The organism is Ochrobactrum sp. 19YEA23, assembly GCF_029909865.1.
GTDB lineage: Bacteria > Pseudomonadota > Alphaproteobacteria > Rhizobiales > Rhizobiaceae > Brucella > Brucella gambitense.
In genome coordinates this window covers 44,139-61,854 of record NZ_JASAMQ010000011.1, presented here as the reverse complement: position 1 = coordinate 61,854, position 17,716 = coordinate 44,139, and the positions used below count along the sequence as shown (strand labels likewise).

The window sequence follows — 17,716 nt, the reverse complement described above, 5'->3', positions numbered from 1 at the left end:
GCGGATAATTCTCCGAGATTCCATGTCGGTTCCGGTCACAAGAAACTCTGGGGATCTATGTCCACTTGAACGCGGATAGACCCTCGCTCCTTCGGCGAAGCGGCCAGCAAAGCGCGGATAAAGGATTGAATATCCGCGCGTTTTGTCCCGTGGATCAATATCCGGAAACGGTGCCGTCCGCGCACCAGCGCCAGCGGCGCTTCTGCAGGACCCAGCACCGAAATCTCCGATGAAGAAGGTGCTGCGCGACGAAGAGCGCGCGCATGATTTTCAGCATCCGGACGATTATCGGCAGAGATGATCAGCGCGGCGAGCCGCCCGAATGGCGGCAACGCGCTACGCTCCCGCTCCTCGATCTCGCGGGCATAAAACGCCTCGGTATCGCCGCTGACGATGGCGCGCATAACCGGATGATCCGGTTGGTAAGTCTGGATCAGACCGAGACTTTTGCGGCCTGTTCGCCCTGCGCGCCCGGTCACCTGATTGAGAAGCTGGAAGGTGCGTTCGGCGGCGCGCGGGTCGCCATTGGCCAGCCCCAGATCGGCATCGACCACACCCACCAGCGTCATATTGGGGAAATTGTGCCCCTTGGCGACCAGCTGCGTGCCGATGACGATATCCGCCTCACCCTTCGCGATGGCGTCGAGTTCCAGACGCAGCCGCTTCACGCCACCCGCCATATCAGACGAAAGCACTATGATTCGCGCGTCAGTGAAGGTCGCGGCCACTTCTTCCGCGATCCGCTCTACGCCCGGACCGCAGGCGACCAGATGGTCAAGCGTGCCGCATTCCGGGCAGGCTTCGGGCGTAGGCTCGTGATAGCCGCATTGATGGCACATCAACTGGCCGCGAAAGCGATGCTCGACCAGCCAGCTTGAACATTGCGGACACTGGAAGCGGTGACCGCAGACGCGGCACAAGGTCAGCGGTGCATAGCCGCGACGGTTGAGAAACAGCAGCGCCTGTTCACCACGTTCAACCGTCTTGCCGACGGCTTCGGTGAGCGCAGGCGACAGAAAGCGCCCCGGCGGCGGCGGTGAACGCCGCATGTCGATGGTCTTCAGATCGGGAAGCGCTGCTTCCGCATAGCGCCCGTAAAGCTTGATTCGCTTGTAACGGCCCTGATCCGCATTGACCTGACTTTCGATGGAGGGCGTGGCCGAGGCCAGCACCACTGGAAAGCCGCCAATATGGCCGCGCACGACGGCCATGTCGCGGGCATTGTAGAAGACCCGGTCTTCCTGTTTGTAGGCCGGATCATGTTCTTCATCGACGATGATCAGGCCCAGTTCCTTGAAGGGCAAGAACAGCGCCGAACGGGCGCCGGCAACTACGCGCACCGTGCCTTCGGTTACCTGACGCCAGACACGCTCACGCGTGCGTGGCGCAAGGTCGGAATGCCATTCGGCGGGCTTGGCTCCGAACCTGTTGTGGAACCGGTCGAGGAATTGCTGCGTCAGGGCGATTTCCGGCAGAAGAATCAGCACCTGTTTGCCCTGCTCCAAGGCCTTGGCGACGGCTTCGAAATAAACTTCGGTCTTGCCGGAGCCGGTGACACCGTCGAGGAGCGAAACAGAAAAACAGTCTGCCGCGACGGAATCAGACAGCATTTCTGCGGCGGCCTGCTGGTCTTCCGAAAGCGTGGCGCGTGCATAGTCCGTGTCTGGCTTCGCCACCACGGCGGGCGGCGGCAACATCACTTCATCGAATACGCCTTGCGCCTTCAACCCTTCCACGACCGTCGTCGAAACACCCGCCGCATGGGCCAGACCGGATCGCGTCCAGGCGAGGCCGTCGCGGGCAAGCTCCATCACCCGGGCACGAGCGTCGGTCATGCGTTCAGGCTCACCGCCTGAATAACGTAAACCCGGCACCGACGGCTCGGGATCGAAGGCGGCAGGCACGCGCAAGACCATGCGCGCCACCATGCCGGGCGGCGAAAGCGTGTAGTCCGCAGCCCAGCGCATGAAGCGAAGCATCTCGCTATCCACCGGCGGACAATCGAACACTTCGGAAATGGATCGCAGCTTTTTGGCATCGACCGCATCGGTCTCGCCTTCGCAGACGATACCCGCAACTTCACGCGGCCCCAGAGGGACGCGCACTATCGACCCGGGCTGGACGTTCATGCCCTCCGGGACCATATAAGAATAAGGCCGTTCTGCTGGCATAGGCACCAGCACCGGAACCACGCGCGGCGCGAGGCTCGGAAAGAGGCCTAGAACGGGGTTAGCAATATCGTGCGAATCTTTCGACATGATCGCGTGACCTTGGCGCGGCTTTGCGCTAAAGAAAAGCCACCTTCCGGGACTTAGGCCCAGAACCTGGTAATTTGGTGGAAAATGGCACCTGAAATGACAAGAGCTGCGCGGAGACATGTGAAGGACGGGGCGGTTCCCCCGGCCAAACATGTCGACGCGGCAGATCGCCAGTCATTTCGGTGTCCGAAGGATGTGGTCCATCCGTCCGGCTACTTTGTCGAAAAGAGCTCGAAAATGAACCACATTTCCGTCGCCTTTTCTCCGCGTATCCGAACGGATGGTCTCACACCATTTCCACCCAATTATCAGGTTCTGGGCCTGATGTATTTAGCTCCCAAAACCACCCGCGCTCATTATGGAGGAACGCTGTTATGAAGTTTTTCGTGGACACTGCGGACGTCAAGGAAATCCGCGAACTGAACGACCTCGGACTGGTCGATGGCGTGACCACCAACCCGTCTCTCATCCTGAAGTCGGGTCGTGACATCATTGAAGTCACCAAGGAAATCTGCTCCTTCGTCAAGGGTCCGGTTTCGGCCGAAGTTGCCGCGACCGAATATGAGCAGATGATGAAGGAAGCTGCCGTCATCTCCAAGATTGCAGACAATATCTGCATCAAGCTGCCTGTAACCCTCGATGGCCTTAAGGCTTGTAAGTCTCTGTCGTCGGACGGCCACAAGGTCAACATGACGCTCTGCTTCTCGGCCAATCAGGCGCTTCTGGCAGCCAAGGCTGGCGCGACCTTCATTTCGCCGTTCATCGGCCGTCTTGACGATACCGGCATCAACGGTATGGAACTGATTGCCGAAATCCGCACGATTTATGACAACTACGATTTCCGCACCGAAATTCTTGCGGCTTCGATTCGCACCGTCAATCACGTCAAGGAAGCAGCGCTTATCGGCGCCGATGTCGTGACCGCACCTCCGGCAACGCTGAAGGCGCTCGTCAAGCATCCGCTGACCGACAAGGGCCTCGAAACCTTCCTCGCCGATTGGGCGAAGACCGGCCAGAAGATCGCGTAATCAGCGACCTTGCCAGACAGATGAAAGGCGGGCTTATGGCCCGCCTTTTTTATTGCGGCTCACTATTCCAGAACCGTCTCGCCATCCTGCTTGCTCACGCGGATCGGCCTGCTGCCGCATTGCTCGGCAATGGCATGAGCGAGCGCGCTGGAATGGGTTACCACCCAGATCTGGCTGCGTTCGGATGCCTGCGCGATCATTCTTGCCAGCGACGGGATCATGTCCGGGTGCAGGCTCGCCTCGGGTTCGTTCAGTGCAACCAGCGGCGGCAGACGATAGGACAGAAGCGCGCCTGCCAGCGCCAGCAGGCGAATTTGTCCGTCCGACAATTCGCCGGGACGAAAGATGCGGGGTGGGAAAGCCGGAAAATTCAGGCCGAAACTGGCGGTTTCTTCCGGATAGGGAACGACCAGTTTAGCGCCGTCCAGCGCCTCCGCGATAAAACGATCCAGATCGACCGTATCCTGACGGATATGAGCAAGCGTGGCGAAGACTGAGGCGAGATTGCCGCCATCCTCGTCCAGCATGGCCGCTGTGGCGGCAATGGAGGGCTGGCGCGCCGGTGCGTCGCGATCGCTTCTGAAGCCGTGATAGAAGCGCCAGCCGCGCATTTGCGCCGAGAGATCGCCTATCTCGGGATAATGTCCCGACTGGCCGAGCACCGCCAGCCCGCTCTCCGATGTCAGTAGCCGCGCCGGATGCTCCATGCGCCGCCCCTCCCCGTCGCGGGCGAAAACCGCGGGGCCGCGACGATCCATGAGATCGACCGGGCGGCGACCTGTATCGAGATTGAGCTGCTCTTCCTTGATCTGCGGCTCGAACGGAAAAGCCCCGGACACTGGTGGCGGCAAACCTGCCTCGATCCGATAGGACAGGCGCGATGCCAGCCTTTCATCCTCGAAATCCGCTTCCAGAATAATCCGTGCCGATTCGTGCTTGCGACGACCGCCGCTCCACATGGCGGACTGCATGCCGCCTTCCCGGACAATCTCCGTCGAAAAATTGCCTTCCGCAGCCGCCTTGATCAGCTGTAAAGCCCGATAGAGATTGGATTTGCCAGCGCCGTTTTCACCGACGAACACCGTCACCCGCCCAAGATCGAACCGGACAGAACGCAGTGAACGATAGCCTTTGGCCGAAAAAGAAACGAGGCGCATGATCTCCGCAACAGGCTGATACAATAAAGGGCGGCACAAACCGTGCCGCCCTTTATATCGATCTCGATGCGAACCACAAATTCCAATCAACCAGCCAAGGCTGTCACGGGCAGTCTGTGCTGAAAGCCGATTGTCCTTTGCCGGCGCATTATTCCCATTTCATTTCGCCCTTGATGACCTTCGCGCCCAGTTCCAGGCTGCTTTCGCCGCCCAGGTCCGGATAGCGCTTCTTCATCGCAGCGATAAGCTCTGCGCTGTCCTTGGCCTTCGCGGCCTCTTCATCGAATGCAGCGATATAATCACGGGTGAATTTGATCGCAGAAACGTCGGTTGCAGAACCCGCTTTCATATGGGCAGGAACGACGACTTCAGGATTGCGCGCGGCAATCGCATCCAGTGTTCTAATCCATGCTTCGCGCTGCGCCAGGTCAGGCGTATCGGCCAGCCAGATATGTTCACCCGCTCCAATCAGGACACCGCCGAACACCGCTTTCAGCGACGGCACCCAGAGATAGCGGCGATTCGTCATGCCTTCAGCCGGAACGATTTCGATCTCGTTGCCTTCCAGCGTAAGCGTCTTTTCATCCGATGCCTGCGGCAAAACAAGATCGGACAGGCTCTGCGGGCCATTCTCCTTGAGTTGCGGTCCCCAGACCTTCAGCTTCGTCTCGACATTGCCGTCGATGGCAGCAACGGCCTCAGGAGCAGCAATGATTTTGACATCGGGGAAAGCCGACTTGATTTCACGCAGGTTGAAATAATAGTCGGGATCGCTCTGGCTAACATAGACTGTGGTGAGCTTCTTACCGGTTTCCTTGATCTTCTCGGCAACTGCCTTGCCATCGGAGAAGGTGAAACCACCATCAAGAAGAACAGCCTCTTTCTCTCCGGTCAACAGAACCGGTGTCCGGTTGAAGCCGTTCTCATCGGCCTGAAAAAACTGCCATTTCAGCGGCGCTGCTTTTTCCTGTGCCGCTGCCGGACCAGCAACCGCCAGCCCCGCCACACCTATTGCTGCAAAGACTGCGCCTCGCAGGATGTCTGAAAATCGCTCCATCTGAATACTCCTGAAATTATGATTGAACCGACGGCAATACCGAGCGGCTTTCATGCGTGACGCTTCGGGCAAGTCCCTTCCCAATTTTCGCATCACGCCTCGGGCAATATGCAAATTGTAAATTAGTTCATTTGAAACAAGGAGTTATAAAAATGTTTGTAAGGAACAGCGATGTTACCTTGCTGAATTCCTTGAGCCTTTTTGTCATCAGCGAAACAAAAAAAGCGGCGCCCGGAAGCGCCGCTCTTTGAATTTCAGATCAATGAACCAATCAGAGCTTCGAGAGCTTCTGTGCCAGTGCGAGGAAAACCTGTTCGGCCAGCTCTTCTGCTGCACGCTTGCGCGCATCGCGTTCGGCACGCAGGTTTGCGAATTCCTGACGCGGACGATCGAAGGAAGCGCCCGTCGTACGTGTACCTGTGGCAAGCGGCTTGCCGTCCTTGTCACGCAGCACGAAATTCGACGTCGCCTTGACGATACCAGCCGATGGACGGCCCGTACGGTCGGTCTGATCGCCGATATCCACACTCACGGCGGAAATCGTGTTCGTGCTCAGGCCGAGGCTCAGACGATACATCGGATTGGCTGGCTCGCCAGCGCCACCGCCCAACAGGAAGATCAGGCGATTGCGAACCTGCTGGCCGTACACGTCATGGGCCGCATCAACGGACACAGAAGCAAGCTTTGTGCGCATGTCCGGCGTCACGCTGCCGCCGATGGAACCACCTGCGCCGCCGCCCGATGAATAGAGCGGCTGCACCGTGCAGGCAGCAAGAAGAGCCGCAGCTCCCACAGCCACAAAAGCGACGCGGAAAGCCTTGATTGCGGAGAGGAAACGATCAGGCAACGACATTGACGATCCTTTGCGGCACCACGATAATCTTCTTCGGCGAGCCCCCGTCGAGCGCAGCCTTGACGAAGTCAAGTTCGAGCACCGCCTGTTGAATGCTAGCTTGATCAGCGTCGCGGGCGATTGTCAAATCCCCACGCTTCTTGCCGTTGATCTGCACGGGCATCACAATCTCGTTTTCCACCACCAATGCGGCATCGAATGCCGGCCATGGCGCGCGGGCGACCAACGTTTCCTGTCCGGCGATCTTGCCGCCCAGTTCCGTCAGGCACTGTTCAGCCAGATGCGGCATCATCGGCGCGAGCATCTGGATGAGCTTTTCCGTGGCGTCACGAACAGCGCCCTTCAGCTCGTCATCGGCCTTGTCCGAGGCGACAAGCTGCAACGGTGCTGCAAGCGCATTCACCAGCTCATAAAGACGCGCAACACCGCGATTGAAGGCGAGCTTTTCGATATCGTCGCCAACAGCGTTGACCGTCTTATGCACGGCCTTGGAAACGGCAAGCGCTTCGCCCTGCGACCCGGTCTTGGGCGCAATATCTTTCAGATGCTCGGCTGCTTCCGACACCAGACGCCAGACGCGCTGCACAAAACGATGTGCGCCTTCTGCGCCTGCTTCCGTCCAGATCACGTCACGCTCTGGCGGCGAATCGGACAGCATGAACCAGCGCGCGGTATCTGCACCATAGGAAGAAATGATATCGTCGGGATCGACGACATTCTTCTTCGACTTGGACATCTTTTCGATGGAACCGATTTCGACCGGCGCGCCGCTATCCAGCATGGTCGCTATGCGCTTGCCGTCAATGTCCTCGATGCGGATATCGGCAGGCGCAACCCACTGGCCATCAGCCTTGTAGGTTTCGTGCACAACCATGCCCTGCGTGAACAGGCCCTTGAAAGGCTCGTCCAGACCGACATGGCCCGTGACCTTCATGGCGCGGGTGAAGAAGCGCGAATAGAGCAGATGCAGGATCGCGTGTTCAACACCGCCGATATACTGGTCGACCGGCAGCCAGCGATCAGCAACCGCACGATCCGTCGGCTCGTTTTCCCATGGAGCCGTGAAGCGGGCATAGTACCAGGACGAATCGACGAACGTATCCATCGTGTCCGTCTCACGACGAGCTTCGCCGCCGCATTTCGGGCACTTCACATGACGCCATGTCGCGTGACGGTCCAGCGGATTGCCCGGACGGTCGAAATCGACATCGTCCGGCAGCTTGACAGGCAGGTCGGCGCGCGGCACCGGATTGACGCCACAGCTTTCGCAATGGATCATCGGGATCGGGCAGCCCCAATAACGCTGGCGCGAAATGCCCCAGTCGCGCAGACGGAACTGCACCTTGCGGGCCGCTTGCGGCTGATTGCCGAGTGTGGACTGCTCCAGACGGTTTGCAACCTCGTTAAAGGCTGCTTCCGGAGTCAAACCATCAAGGAAGCGCGAATTGATCATCACGCCATCATCGGTAAAGGCCGTGTCGGTGATGGCAAAAGTCGCAGCATCGTCACCCTTCGGCAGAACAACCGGCGTTACCTTCAGCGCATATTTATTGGCGAAATCCAGATCGCGCTGGTCGTGCGCCGGGCAGCCGAACACAGCGCCCGTGCCATATTCCATCAACACGAAATTGGCGACATAGACCGGCAGCTCCCAGTTCTCGTCGAACGGATGCTTGACCTTGACGCCGGTATCGAAGCCCTTCTTTTCAGCGGTTTCAAGCGCTGCAAGCGACGTGCCGTGCTGGTGACATTCTTCGATGAAGCCCGTGAGCGATGCGTTGTTTTCCGCAAGCTTCTTGGCCAGCGGATGATCGGCGGAAATCGCGACAAAGGCCGCGCCGAACAGCGTGTCGGGACGCGTCGTGTAAACCTCGATTTCCGAGAAGCCTTCCGGTGCCGTCTTGCCGTCGAGCGCAAAACGAACCTGCAAGCCTTCCGACTTGCCGATCCAGTTGCGCTGCATCAGGCGGACTTTTTCCGGCCACTGGTCAAGCGTGTCGAGACCGGCCAGCAATTCTTCGCTGAAATCGGTGATCTTGAAGAACCACTGCGTCAGTTCGCGCTGTTCGACCAGCGCGCCAGAGCGCCAGCCGCGACCATCCACCACCTGCTCATTGGCAAGCACGGTATTGTCGACCGGATCCCAGTTGACCTTGGAGGTTTTGCGCGTCACCAGGCCTTTTTCGAACAGGTCGATGAACAGCATCTGCTGACGGTGATAATATTCCACATCGCAGGTCGCGAATTCACGCGACCAGTCAAGCGACAGGCCCATGGACTTGAGCTGGCGCTTCATCGTGTCGATGTTCTGGTAGGTCCATTCCTTCGGATGCACCTTGTTCTGCATCGCCGCGTTTTCCGCAGGCATGCCGAAAGCGTCCCAGCCCATCGGGTGAAGGACGTTGAACCCCTTGGCGCGCTTGTAGCGGGCGACGACATCGCCCATCGCATAGTTGCGCACATGGCCCATATGGATGCGCCCCGATGGATAGGGGAACATCTCAAGCACATAATACTTCTCGCGCGGATCGCTGTTGTCCGTTTCGAAAGTCCGGTTTTCTTCCCAGACTTTCTGCCAGTGAGCTTCCGCCACGCGCGGATTATAACGTTCGGCTGCCATGTCCGTATTTACTCGTACGAAGGTGATGCAATAAGGAGAGTCGATATTTAATGGCGACCTTCACCACGTATTGGCGAAAGCGTCAACCTTTTGCGGATGAAAAGCCTGAAAGCGAGAGTTTCATGTCAGATATCGTCACGAACCTGAACACGGTCAAGGCCGCAATCGCCACTGCCGAAAAAGAAGCGCATCGTAACAAAGGCTCGGTCACGCTCGTCGCCGTGTCGAAAACCTTCGATGCGGATGCAATCCGCCCGGTGCTTGACGCCGGACAGCGCGTCTTCGGCGAAAACCGCGTGCAAGAAGCGCAAGCCAAGTGGCCTGAACTGCGCGATGATTATTCCGGCGTTGAACTGCATCTGATCGGCCCACTGCAATCGAACAAGGCCGCCGATGCCGTTGCCCTGTTCGACGTCATCGAAACGGTCGACCGCGAGAAGATCGCAGCAGCCCTTGCCGACGAGATCAACAAGCAGGGCAAGAGCCCGAAACTCTATGTGCAGGTCAATACGGGCCTGGAAGAACAGAAGGCCGGCATTGCACCGAAGGATGCCGTTGCCTTTGTCGCGCGGTGCCGCAGCGAACATGGCCTCGTCATCGAAGGACTGATGTGCATTCCACCGGCAGATGAAAACCCGGGACCGCATTTTGCCCTGCTGGAAAAGCTCGCCCGCGAAGCTGGTGTCGAAAAGCTCTCCATGGGTATGTCGGGCGATTATGAAACCGCCATCGGCTTCGGCGCAACTTCGGTTCGTGTCGGCTCGGCGATTTTTGGCGGACGTTCCTATACGTCTCCAGCCTGAACCTCACCGCGCGCTTTGATGCGACCGATGATCCGCGTGTAGACCCAGGCAAGCGCAATCGCCACGGCGCATCCAAGCGCGATTTCGACAAGCCTTGAAAGGGCGAGCAGCAATTCCTCATTGCGCGTCTGGGCAAAGCGTCCCGCATCCATGACAATCACCACGGTTGCGGGCGCCAACCGCCAGTTGATCGGATATTTGTCGATCATCAGGATGAGCAGCACCGTTAATGCCGCGCCGAACAGGCTGGCCAGCGGAGAATAACCGAATATCCAGATCGTCAGCATCCCGATGGAACAACCGACCGCCGTGTTGATCGCCCGCGCCTGCGCCAATGCCAGTGTCGCCCGCACATCCGGATCGGAAATGATCAGGACGGTAATCACGGCCCAGATCGGATGCTCAATTCCCACCCAGCGAAGCGCGAACCAGCAAATAAGGCAACCGAGCAATGTCTTCGAGGCGTAAAGCAGCGCCTTGCCTGGATTGGTCAAATGCGGAAGCGTCATATGGCCTCGGTTGCCTGTTTGCTCACATTATCGTTCAGTGCAGAACGATCTCCCCTTGCACATTCCTCCAGTCCGATGGGCCGAGCAAGCGGCAATGCGTATAGGTCACCGAATGCAGCGGCCCGTCGATCTCCCGTTTCCAGAACTCGATGAAATGGTGCAGCACCGGAAATTCCGGCGCGACATCATATTCCTGCCAGACAAACAGCTGAAGCAGATGCGGATGATCCGGCATGTGATAGAAGAGTTTCGCCGTCGTCAGACCATAACCGGCGAGTTGCAGTTCGAAGGCCGATTTCGCGTGAAAAGCGGACGTCGTCATGGCGATTTCCCCTTTTTGTGAAGAGCCATATATTCGGCTCCTGGATTTGAGATAATCACTCCAAATGGTTTTTAAAGTGTAAAAACAATATGTTAGCAACAAATGGCTATGAGTGCTGCCAATTCAAAGATTTAACCTGCGTCATTGTGGACGAGAGACGCACCAATCGTCTAATTTACCTTCACAGCTTAGGAAGCTAGATAAGACCCAACAGTGGTTACGAACCACGCACCGACGAGAGGACGTTGGTGAAACTTGGAGGAAATGATGTCGGAAAAGCTTTACCCCGTACTGCCGGAGGCAAAGAAGAACACGCTCATTGACAATGAGACCTACCTCGAATGGTACAAGGAAAGCGTGAGCGATCCGGATGGCTTCTGGGCCAAGCACGGTCGCCGCATCGACTGGTTCAAGCCTTTCACCAAGGTCAAGAACACCGATTTCAACGGCGACGTATCCATCAAGTGGTATGAGGACGGCGTCACCAACGTCTCCTATAACTGTATCGACCGCCACCTGAAGAGCCGTGGCGACAAGGTCGCGATCATCTGGGAAGGTGACAACCCCTATATCGACAAGAAGATCACCTATCGCGAGCTTTATGAAAATGTTTGCCGCATGGCGAATGTTCTTAAGAAGCACGGCGTCAAGAAGGGCGACCGCGTCACGATCTATCTGCCGATGATCCCGGAAGCCGCCTATGCCATGCTCGCCTGCGCGCGCATTGGCGCGGTGCATTCGGTGGTTTTCGCAGGCTTCTCGCCGGAAGCGCTGGCCGGTCGTATCGTCGATTGTGAATCCACTTTCGTCATCACCGCCGATGAAGGCGTGCGTGGCGGCAAGCCCGTTCCGCTGAAGGAAAACACCGACACCGCCATCGATATTGCCGCCAAGCAATATGTCATGGTCAACAAGGTGCTGGTCGTGCGCCGCACCGGCGGCAAGGTCAGCTGGGGTCGTGGCCGCGATCTCTGGTATCATCAGGAAGTCGCCAGCGTCGAACCGCATTGCGAACCGGAACCGATGAATGCGGAAGATCCGCTGTTCATCCTCTACACCTCCGGCTCCACCGGCAAGCCGAAGGGCGTGCTGCACACCACTGGCGGTTATCTGGTCTATGCCTCGATGACCCATCAATATGTTTTCGACTATCACGACGGCGACACATATTGGTGCACGGCAGACGTGGGTTGGGTCACCGGCCATTCCTATATCGTCTATGGTCCGCTGGCCAATGGCGCCACAACACTGATGTTCGAAGGTGTACCGAATTTCCCCGATCAGGGCAGGTTCTGGGAGATCATCGACAAGCACCACGTCAACATCTTCTATACCGCACCAACGGCCATCCGCGCATTGATGGGCGCTGGAGATGAATTCGTCACCCGTTCTTCCCGCTCATCGCTGCGCCTGCTCGGCTCGGTCGGCGAGCCGATCAATCCGGAAGCCTGGGAATGGTATTATCACGTGGTCGGCGATGAAAAATCGCCCATCGTCGATACCTGGTGGCAGACGGAAACCGGCGGCATTCTGATCACACCGTTGCCCGGCGCAACCGATCTCAAGCCCGGCTCCGCTACGCGGCCCTTCTTCGGCGTCAAGCCGCAGCTCGTGGATAATGAGGGCAACGTGGTTGATGGCGCGACCGACGGCAATCTGTGTATCACCGACAGCTGGCCGGGCCAGATGCGCACGCTTTATGGCGACCACAAGCGTTTCATCGAGGCTTACTTCTCCACTTATAAGGGCAAGTATTTCACCGGTGACGGCTGCCGCCGCGACGAAGACGGCTATTACTGGATTACCGGTCGCGTCGATGACGTGCTGAATATTTCCGGCCACCGTCTTGGCACGGCGGAAATCGAATCGGCGCTCGTCTCGCATCACTCGGTTTCGGAAGCCGCCGTTGTCGGCTATCCGCACCCGATCAAGGGACAGGGCATCTATTGCTACGTCACCTTGATGACGGGCGCTGAGGCGCAGGACGCTGATGAGCTGCGCAAGGAGCTGACCCAGCATGTGCGCAAGGAAATCGGCCCTATCGCGACACCGGACAAGATCCAGTTCGCGCCCGGCCTGCCGAAGACCCGCTCGGGCAAGATCATGCGCCGTATCCTGCGCAAGATCGCCGAGGACGATTTCGGCTCACTGGGCGACACGTCGACACTCGCCGATCCGGGCGTCGTGGACGATCTGATCGAAAAACGCCAGAACAAGAAGTAAAACAAAAAGGCCGGGAAATTCCCGGCCTTTTTGTTGATTGTTGGCTTGTCACGCTATCGCCGAAGCTTGGTGAGATTTTCGGTCCTGCATGCCGAAAATCGTGGTCTTCGAGAACCGGAGCGGAGTGTACTTAAGTACATGAGCACCGGAAGCGCAGAAGAACGCGATTTGCAGGCCGCAGGAGCGGGAATATCCCAAGCTTACGAGCTTAGAAGTCGATGGTACGCCCCTTGATCTCCCAATCGCCGAAACGCGCCGGGTCCTTACCGCCGCGCCCGCCGATTTCACGCGGGGCTTTGGCATTCGTTTCGGCGGCGCGGCGTTCTTCCGCTTCCTGGAGAGCGCGCTGGGCAGCCGGAGGCAGATCGTCAAACTTGCGCGGCGCAGCGTTCTCGTCGATGTCGGTTTCGTTGAGTTTATCGGTCATCCGCTGAAGTCCTATTATTGAAGCGCAGGCTTTTGATACCCATCATATAGGCAGGAATAGGTGGGACGCAAAACCCTGTTTGAGATAAACTCTCGCTGAATTGGAGACCAGAACGCATGAATATGACGAAAACTGCCATGCTGATTGCTCTCATGACAGTCATGTTCATGAGCATCGGCTATTTGCTGGGCGGCGGCGGCGGCATGATGATCGCGCTGGTGTTCGCTGTCGGTATGAACCTGTTCGGCTACTGGAACTCCGACAAGATGGTGCTGCGCATGTACAATGCGCAGCAGGTGGATGAACGCACAGCCCCGGATTATTACCGCATGGTGAGCGGACTTGCCGCCAATGCCGGTCTGCCCATGCCGAAGGTGTTCATCATCCACGAAGACCAGCCCAATGCTTTTGCCACCGGACGTAACCCGGAAAATGCGGCTGTCGCCGCCACCACGGGTCTTCTTCAGCGCCTGACGCCGGAAGAAGTCGCAGGCGTGATGGCGCATGAGCTGGCGCATGTGCAAAACCGCGATACGCTCACCATGACCATCGTGGCGACGCTGGCTGGTGCCATTTCGATGCTCGGCAATTTCGCTTTCTTTCTGGGCGGCAACCGTGAAAACGGCAATGGCGTTATTGGCGTCATCGGCACCATTCTGGCGATGATCGTCGCGCCCTTTGCCGCAATGATCGTGCAGATGGCCGTCAGCCGCACCCGCGAATATGCCGCCGACAAACGCGGCGCGGAAATCTGCGGCAATCCGCTGTGGCTGTCTTCGGCGCTCAACAAGATCGCGCGCAGCGCCAAGGCTACCGTCAATGAAAATGCCGAACACAACCCGGCAACCGCGCATATGTTCATCATCAATCCGCTAAGCGGACGCGGTGCCGACAATCTTTTCTCAACCCACCCGGACACCGATAATCGTATCGCAGCGCTTGAACAACTGGCCGGGGAAATGGGTATTCGCTCGGCGGGAATGGCTCCACGCGCTGCTGCCCCTTCCCAAAGCAGTGGTCCATGGGGTAATGCAGGCGATAGTAACAGTGGTGGTTCCGGCTATCGGGGCCCATGGTCCTAAAAGCGTATCCCAAAAGCGCAAAGCCGTTTTGGATGAGATGCGCGCCAGATAAAGTAGAACAGCGTGAACGATAAGAAACCCGCGCCAAAGCGCGGAAACAACAAGCCGTTAGTACAGAACAACACCGTGGATCGCCCCGGCTTGCCGGCGCGCCAATGTGCAGCGCGTCTGCTGGGTGCGGTGATTGAAAAGAACACCTCGCTCGACGGACTGACCGACAACAGTCACGGCCACCCGCAATATCTGGCGCTGGAACCCCGTGACCGTGCGCTGGTGCGCGCCATTCTTGGCGCAAGCCTGCGCAATCGCGGCGCTATCGAACGGGCCATTTCCAAGCGTCTCGACCGGCCTTTGCCGGAAAACGCCGTCGCGCTGAAGCATTTGCTGCATGTCGCCGTGGCGCAGATTTTCTATCTCGACCTGCCCGACCATTCGGCCGTGGATCTGGCGGTGGAAGCCGCCAATGCCGATCCGCGCAATCGGAAATATGCCGGTCTGGTCAATGCATTGCTGCGCCGTCTGTCGCGCAACAAGGAACGCGCGCTCGCACACACATTGCTACCGGAAGGCAATGTGCCCGAATGGTTTTCCAAGAGCATCGTCGATGCTTACGGCGCGGAAAAAGCCGCAGCCATCTTTGCCATGCATGCCTATGAGCCGCCGATCGACTTCACCGTGAAGGGCGATCCGAAAGTCTGGGCTGAGAAACTGGGCGGTATTGCGTTGCCGAATGGTTCCGTTCGCGTGCATACCGTTGAAGGCGCACTGACCGATCTCCCCGGCTTCGCCGAGGGTGACTGGTGGGTGCAGGATGTGGCGGCAAGTCTGCCTGCGCGCCTGATGGGCGACATCAAAGGCAAACGCGTCGCCGATCTTTGCGCGGCACCGGGCGGCAAGACGGCCCAGCTGGTTCAGCAAGGCGCTGATGTCACCGCGCTCGATCTGTCCGAAAACCGGTTGAAGCGTCTGCGCGGCAATCTGGAACGCCTTGGTTTCGAAGCAAAAACCGTCGCGACCAATCTGATGGATTTCGCGCCCGAAGAGCTTTTCGATGCTGTACTTCTTGATGCGCCCTGCTCGTCCACCGGCACGGTGCGTCGCCATCCCGACGTTCCTTGGACAAAGACACCACAAGATATCACGAAGCTCGCCGATCTTCAGGGCAAGCTGCTGGCCCATGCTGCAACGCTGGTGAAGCCGGGCGGCGTGATCGTCTTTTCCAATTGCTCGCTGCATCCGCTTGAAGGCGAGGAAATGGCCCGCAAGGCGGCGGAAAATCCGCTGCTGGAACCCTACCCGATCACCCTTGATGATTGTCCCGGTCTTGAAGGGCTGATCACCAGCGAAGGCTATCTGCGCTCCACGCCAGCCGATCTGCCAGCGGACCGTTTCGACGGCGATCCGCATATGGCGGGCATGGACGGTTTCTTCGCAGCACGCTTCAAGCGGCGCTCGTGAGCCAACCAAATCGTAAAAATTGTCATAACGGGTAGCGATACCCGTTATGGTTAACGCTCGATTCATCATTCTATAGAATTGTAAAGAAGGCCGGAATTCTGATCCGGCCTAGAGGATTAGAGCATTTCCAGCAAAAGTGCGAAGCGGTTTTGCATTGGATATGCGTAAACACAATGACAAACGATACGGAGAAAGACCGGGTGGCAGTCGCGCTGAGCGAAACCCCTCACCTTTGGGGACTGGCCGTAGCACAGGCGTGGCGCAAGTTTAGCCGCCGCCTGCGTATGGGGCCGCTTTACAGCTGGCGCTTCACCGGCTTTACGCCCGACCGTATCCTGATTGCACCGCCGGATCTGCGTGTTGCCGATCCGCAGCTGGCGCAGGAATTCTATCACGGGCGCTTCGCGCTTGCAGGCCGTCTCGTCGAAACCGGCGGGCTTTCGCCCTTTGCCGTCGAGCCGCCGACACCCGAATGGGAAGCAGCGTTGCAGAGCTTCGGCTGGCTGCGTCACCTGAAAAGCGCAAACAGCGAACTGGCGACTGCCAATGCGCGGGCGCTTGTCGATGACTGGATGCGCATGTTTGGCAAGCGGATCGGAGGTCTTGCCTGGGCGCCCGAAGTGACGGCGCAGCGCATCATCGCCTGGTTGCAGCACTCCAATCTTATCCTTTCCGGCGCAGAAATGCCCGCCTATCGCAAGTTCATGCGTTCTCTCGCCATGCAGGTTCGCTATCTGCGCACGGTGGCAGGTGCGATGGACGACGGCGAAGAGCGGCTGCGCGCACGTATCGCGCTGGCTTTCGCGGCGCTCGCATTGCCAGTGTCACCGCCAACCGCACGGGCTGCCCGGCGCAATCTCGAATATGAGCTGAAGCGCCAAATTTTGCCCGATGGCGGGCATATCTCGCGCAATCCGGTGACAGTTCTGGAGCTGCTGGCTGATCTTCTGCCGCTGCGCCAGACCTATGCCAATGGCACGGAATCGCCGCCGAAAGCCCTGATTGAAGCAGTGGAGCGCATGCTGCCCGCATTGCGCTTCTTCCGGCATCAGGATGGCAGCTTGGCGCTGTTCAACGGCGTTGGCCCGACCATGCCGGAGCGCATCATTTCCGTGCTGCGCCACGATGAAACGGCTGGTTCACCGCTGACCCATGCGCCCTATTCCGGCTATGAACGTCTTTCCATGGGATCGACGACCATCATCGCCGATACGGGCCTGCCGCCGCCGGTCACCGCCTCGCGGGACGCCCATGCGGGCTGTCTCGCCTTCGAAATGTCCTCCGGACGCCAGCGCTATATCGTCAATTCCGGCATCGACCGTTTCGGCCCGCCGGAATTTCGTCCATTGGGACGTTCGACCGCCGCCCACTCAACGGCGACCATCAACGACACATCATCGTGCCGGTTCAGCCTCAATGCCGGGCTTTCCAACATGATCGGCACGCCGATCATTGCCGGGCCGACGCGTGTGCAGCGCGACCGTATCGAAGAAATGGGCAGACAGGGTTTTGTGGCAAGCCATGACGGTTATGCACGCCTGTTCGGCATATATCACGAACGCCGCCTCGTGCTCTCACACAATGGCAGCGTCATTCAGGGTGCCGACCGCTTCTATCGCGGCGACGGGCGACCATTGAAATCCAATGGGCGCGACAATATTGCGGTGCGGTTCCATCTGCACCCCACGGTCGATATTTCCTACGATGAAAATGGCCTGATCGTCCTGTCTGCTGACCGGGACGACACCTGGGTTTTCTCCTGTTTCGAGGTCGCGCCACAGCTCGAAGATACGATCTTCTTCGCCGGTTTCCGCGGGCCTGTCACGTCCAAGCAGATCGTGCTGTCTTTCCCGGCTTCCGAACTGCCGGAAATCAACTGGCAGTTCAGCCGCGTGGCGCTGGGAAGCTACGTCTGACCC

The 17,716-nt window shown here is 58.4% G+C and carries 14 protein-coding genes; 6 read left to right on the top strand and 8 right to left on the bottom strand.

The features are described from left to right. Positions 1-35: 35 nt before the first annotated feature. Positions 36-2,258 (bottom strand): primosomal protein N', encoded by a 2,223-nt coding sequence (locus QBD01_RS22005; protein ID WP_280994534.1) that lies wholly within the window; start codon positions 2,256-2,258, stop codon positions 36-38. 374 nt (positions 2,259-2,632) lie between these two features. On the opposite strand from QBD01_RS22005, the gene fsa reads away from it, so the two are divergent. Next, the gene (gene fsa / locus QBD01_RS22000) at positions 2,633-3,286 is read left to right on the top strand and encodes a fructose-6-phosphate aldolase (RefSeq protein WP_182521722.1); all 654 of its coding nucleotides are present in this window, start codon (positions 2,633-2,635) and stop codon (positions 3,284-3,286) included. Between the two features lie 62 nt (positions 3,287-3,348). On the opposite strand, the gene QBD01_RS21995 is transcribed toward fsa, so the two are convergent. From QBD01_RS21995 to leuS, 4 genes are all read right to left on the bottom strand, one after another. Further along, on the bottom strand, positions 3,349-4,443 hold the full coding sequence (locus tag QBD01_RS21995; protein ID WP_280994533.1) for an AAA family ATPase: 1,095 nt from the start codon (positions 4,441-4,443) through the stop codon (positions 3,349-3,351). 148 nt (positions 4,444-4,591) lie between these two features. Next, positions 4,592-5,500 carry an MBL fold metallo-hydrolase gene (locus QBD01_RS21990; RefSeq protein WP_280994532.1) on the bottom strand — a complete coding sequence of 303 codons (909 nt, stop codon included), beginning with the start codon at positions 5,498-5,500 and terminating at the stop codon, positions 4,592-4,594. 271 nt (positions 5,501-5,771) lie between these two features. Further along, positions 5,772-6,353, bottom strand: coding sequence for an LPS assembly lipoprotein LptE (gene lptE, locus QBD01_RS21985; protein ID WP_280994531.1), 582 nt, complete (start codon positions 6,351-6,353; stop codon positions 5,772-5,774). Beyond that, a complete protein-coding gene (leuS, locus tag QBD01_RS21980; protein WP_280994530.1) occupies positions 6,340-8,973 on the bottom strand; it encodes a leucine--tRNA ligase in 2,634 nt (877 codons plus the stop codon). Before leuS ends, lptE begins: the two co-directional genes overlap by 14 nt. Before the next feature lie 122 nt (positions 8,974-9,095). Between leuS and QBD01_RS21975 the strand changes: the two genes are divergently transcribed. Then, positions 9,096-9,776 (top strand): YggS family pyridoxal phosphate-dependent enzyme, encoded by a 681-nt coding sequence (locus tag QBD01_RS21975; RefSeq protein ID WP_280994529.1) that lies wholly within the window; start codon positions 9,096-9,098, stop codon positions 9,774-9,776. On the opposite strand, the gene QBD01_RS21970 is transcribed toward QBD01_RS21975, so the two are convergent. Next, entirely contained in the window at positions 9,758-10,285 is a 528-nt protein-coding gene (locus tag QBD01_RS21970) for an FUSC family protein (protein ID WP_280994528.1), read from the bottom strand. The two genes, QBD01_RS21975 and QBD01_RS21970, sit on opposite strands and share 19 nt — an antisense overlap. Positions 10,286-10,319: 34 nt before the next feature. Next, on the bottom strand, positions 10,320-10,607 hold the full coding sequence (locus tag QBD01_RS21965) for an usg protein (RefSeq protein ID WP_078339559.1): 288 nt from the start codon (positions 10,605-10,607) through the stop codon (positions 10,320-10,322). Positions 10,608-10,874: 267 nt separating this feature from the next. On the opposite strand from QBD01_RS21965, the gene acs reads away from it, so the two are divergent. Further along, positions 10,875-12,830, top strand: a complete 1,956-nt coding sequence (acs, locus tag QBD01_RS21960; RefSeq protein ID WP_182521786.1) for an acetate--CoA ligase — start codon at positions 10,875-10,877, stop codon at positions 12,828-12,830. A gap of 208 nt (positions 12,831-13,038) precedes the next feature. Here the strand turns inward: acs and QBD01_RS21955 are convergent, their stop codons facing one another. Beyond that, positions 13,039-13,257, bottom strand: coding sequence for a DUF1674 domain-containing protein (locus tag QBD01_RS21955; protein WP_280994527.1), 219 nt, complete (start codon positions 13,255-13,257; stop codon positions 13,039-13,041). A gap of 116 nt (positions 13,258-13,373) precedes the next feature. Here QBD01_RS21955 and htpX point away from each other — a divergent pair, with 116 nt between their 5' ends. From htpX to QBD01_RS21940, 3 genes are all read left to right on the top strand, one after another. Beyond that, positions 13,374-14,339: a zinc metalloprotease HtpX gene (gene htpX, locus QBD01_RS21950; protein WP_280994526.1), complete on the top strand. Its 966-nt coding sequence runs from the start codon at positions 13,374-13,376 to the stop codon at positions 14,337-14,339. Positions 14,340-14,402: 63 nt separating this feature from the next. Beyond that, positions 14,403-15,797 carry an RsmB/NOP family class I SAM-dependent RNA methyltransferase gene (locus tag QBD01_RS21945; protein ID WP_280994525.1) on the top strand — a complete coding sequence of 465 codons (1,395 nt, stop codon included), beginning with the start codon at positions 14,403-14,405 and terminating at the stop codon, positions 15,795-15,797. 173 nt (positions 15,798-15,970) lie between these two features. After that, positions 15,971-17,713: a heparinase II/III family protein gene (locus tag QBD01_RS21940; RefSeq protein WP_078339564.1), complete on the top strand. Its 1,743-nt coding sequence runs from the start codon at positions 15,971-15,973 to the stop codon at positions 17,711-17,713. The last annotated feature ends 3 nt before the right edge of the window (positions 17,714-17,716 follow it).

What these genes read in the sequence shown, in the direction of transcription:
- QBD01_RS22005 (WP_280994534.1), bottom strand. Translation starts at nt 2,258, where the DNA reads ATGTCGAAAGATTCGCACGATATTGCTAACCCCGTTCTAGGCCTCTTT.
- fsa (WP_182521722.1), top strand. Translation starts at nt 2,633, where the DNA reads ATGAAGTTTTTCGTGGACACTGCGGACGTCAAGGAAATCCGCGAACTG.
- QBD01_RS21995 (WP_280994533.1), bottom strand. Translation starts at nt 4,443, where the DNA reads ATGCGCCTCGTTTCTTTTTCGGCCAAAGGCTATCGTTCACTGCGTTCT.
- QBD01_RS21990 (WP_280994532.1), bottom strand. Translation starts at nt 5,500, where the DNA reads ATGGAGCGATTTTCAGACATCCTGCGAGGCGCAGTCTTTGCAGCAATA.
- lptE (WP_280994531.1), bottom strand. Translation starts at nt 6,353, where the DNA reads ATGTCGTTGCCTGATCGTTTCCTCTCCGCAATCAAGGCTTTCCGCGTC.
- leuS (WP_280994530.1), bottom strand. Translation starts at nt 8,973, where the DNA reads ATGGCAGCCGAACGTTATAATCCGCGCGTGGCGGAAGCTCACTGGCAG.
- QBD01_RS21975 (WP_280994529.1), top strand. Translation starts at nt 9,096, where the DNA reads ATGTCAGATATCGTCACGAACCTGAACACGGTCAAGGCCGCAATCGCC.
- QBD01_RS21970 (WP_280994528.1), bottom strand. Translation starts at nt 10,285, where the DNA reads ATGACGCTTCCGCATTTGACCAATCCAGGCAAGGCGCTGCTTTACGCC.
- QBD01_RS21965 (WP_078339559.1), bottom strand. Translation starts at nt 10,607, where the DNA reads ATGACGACGTCCGCTTTTCACGCGAAATCGGCCTTCGAACTGCAACTC.
- acs (WP_182521786.1), top strand. Translation starts at nt 10,875, where the DNA reads ATGTCGGAAAAGCTTTACCCCGTACTGCCGGAGGCAAAGAAGAACACG.
- QBD01_RS21955 (WP_280994527.1), bottom strand. Translation starts at nt 13,257, where the DNA reads ATGACCGATAAACTCAACGAAACCGACATCGACGAGAACGCTGCGCCG.
- htpX (WP_280994526.1), top strand. Translation starts at nt 13,374, where the DNA reads ATGAATATGACGAAAACTGCCATGCTGATTGCTCTCATGACAGTCATG.
- QBD01_RS21940 (WP_078339564.1), top strand. Translation starts at nt 15,971, where the DNA reads ATGACAAACGATACGGAGAAAGACCGGGTGGCAGTCGCGCTGAGCGAA.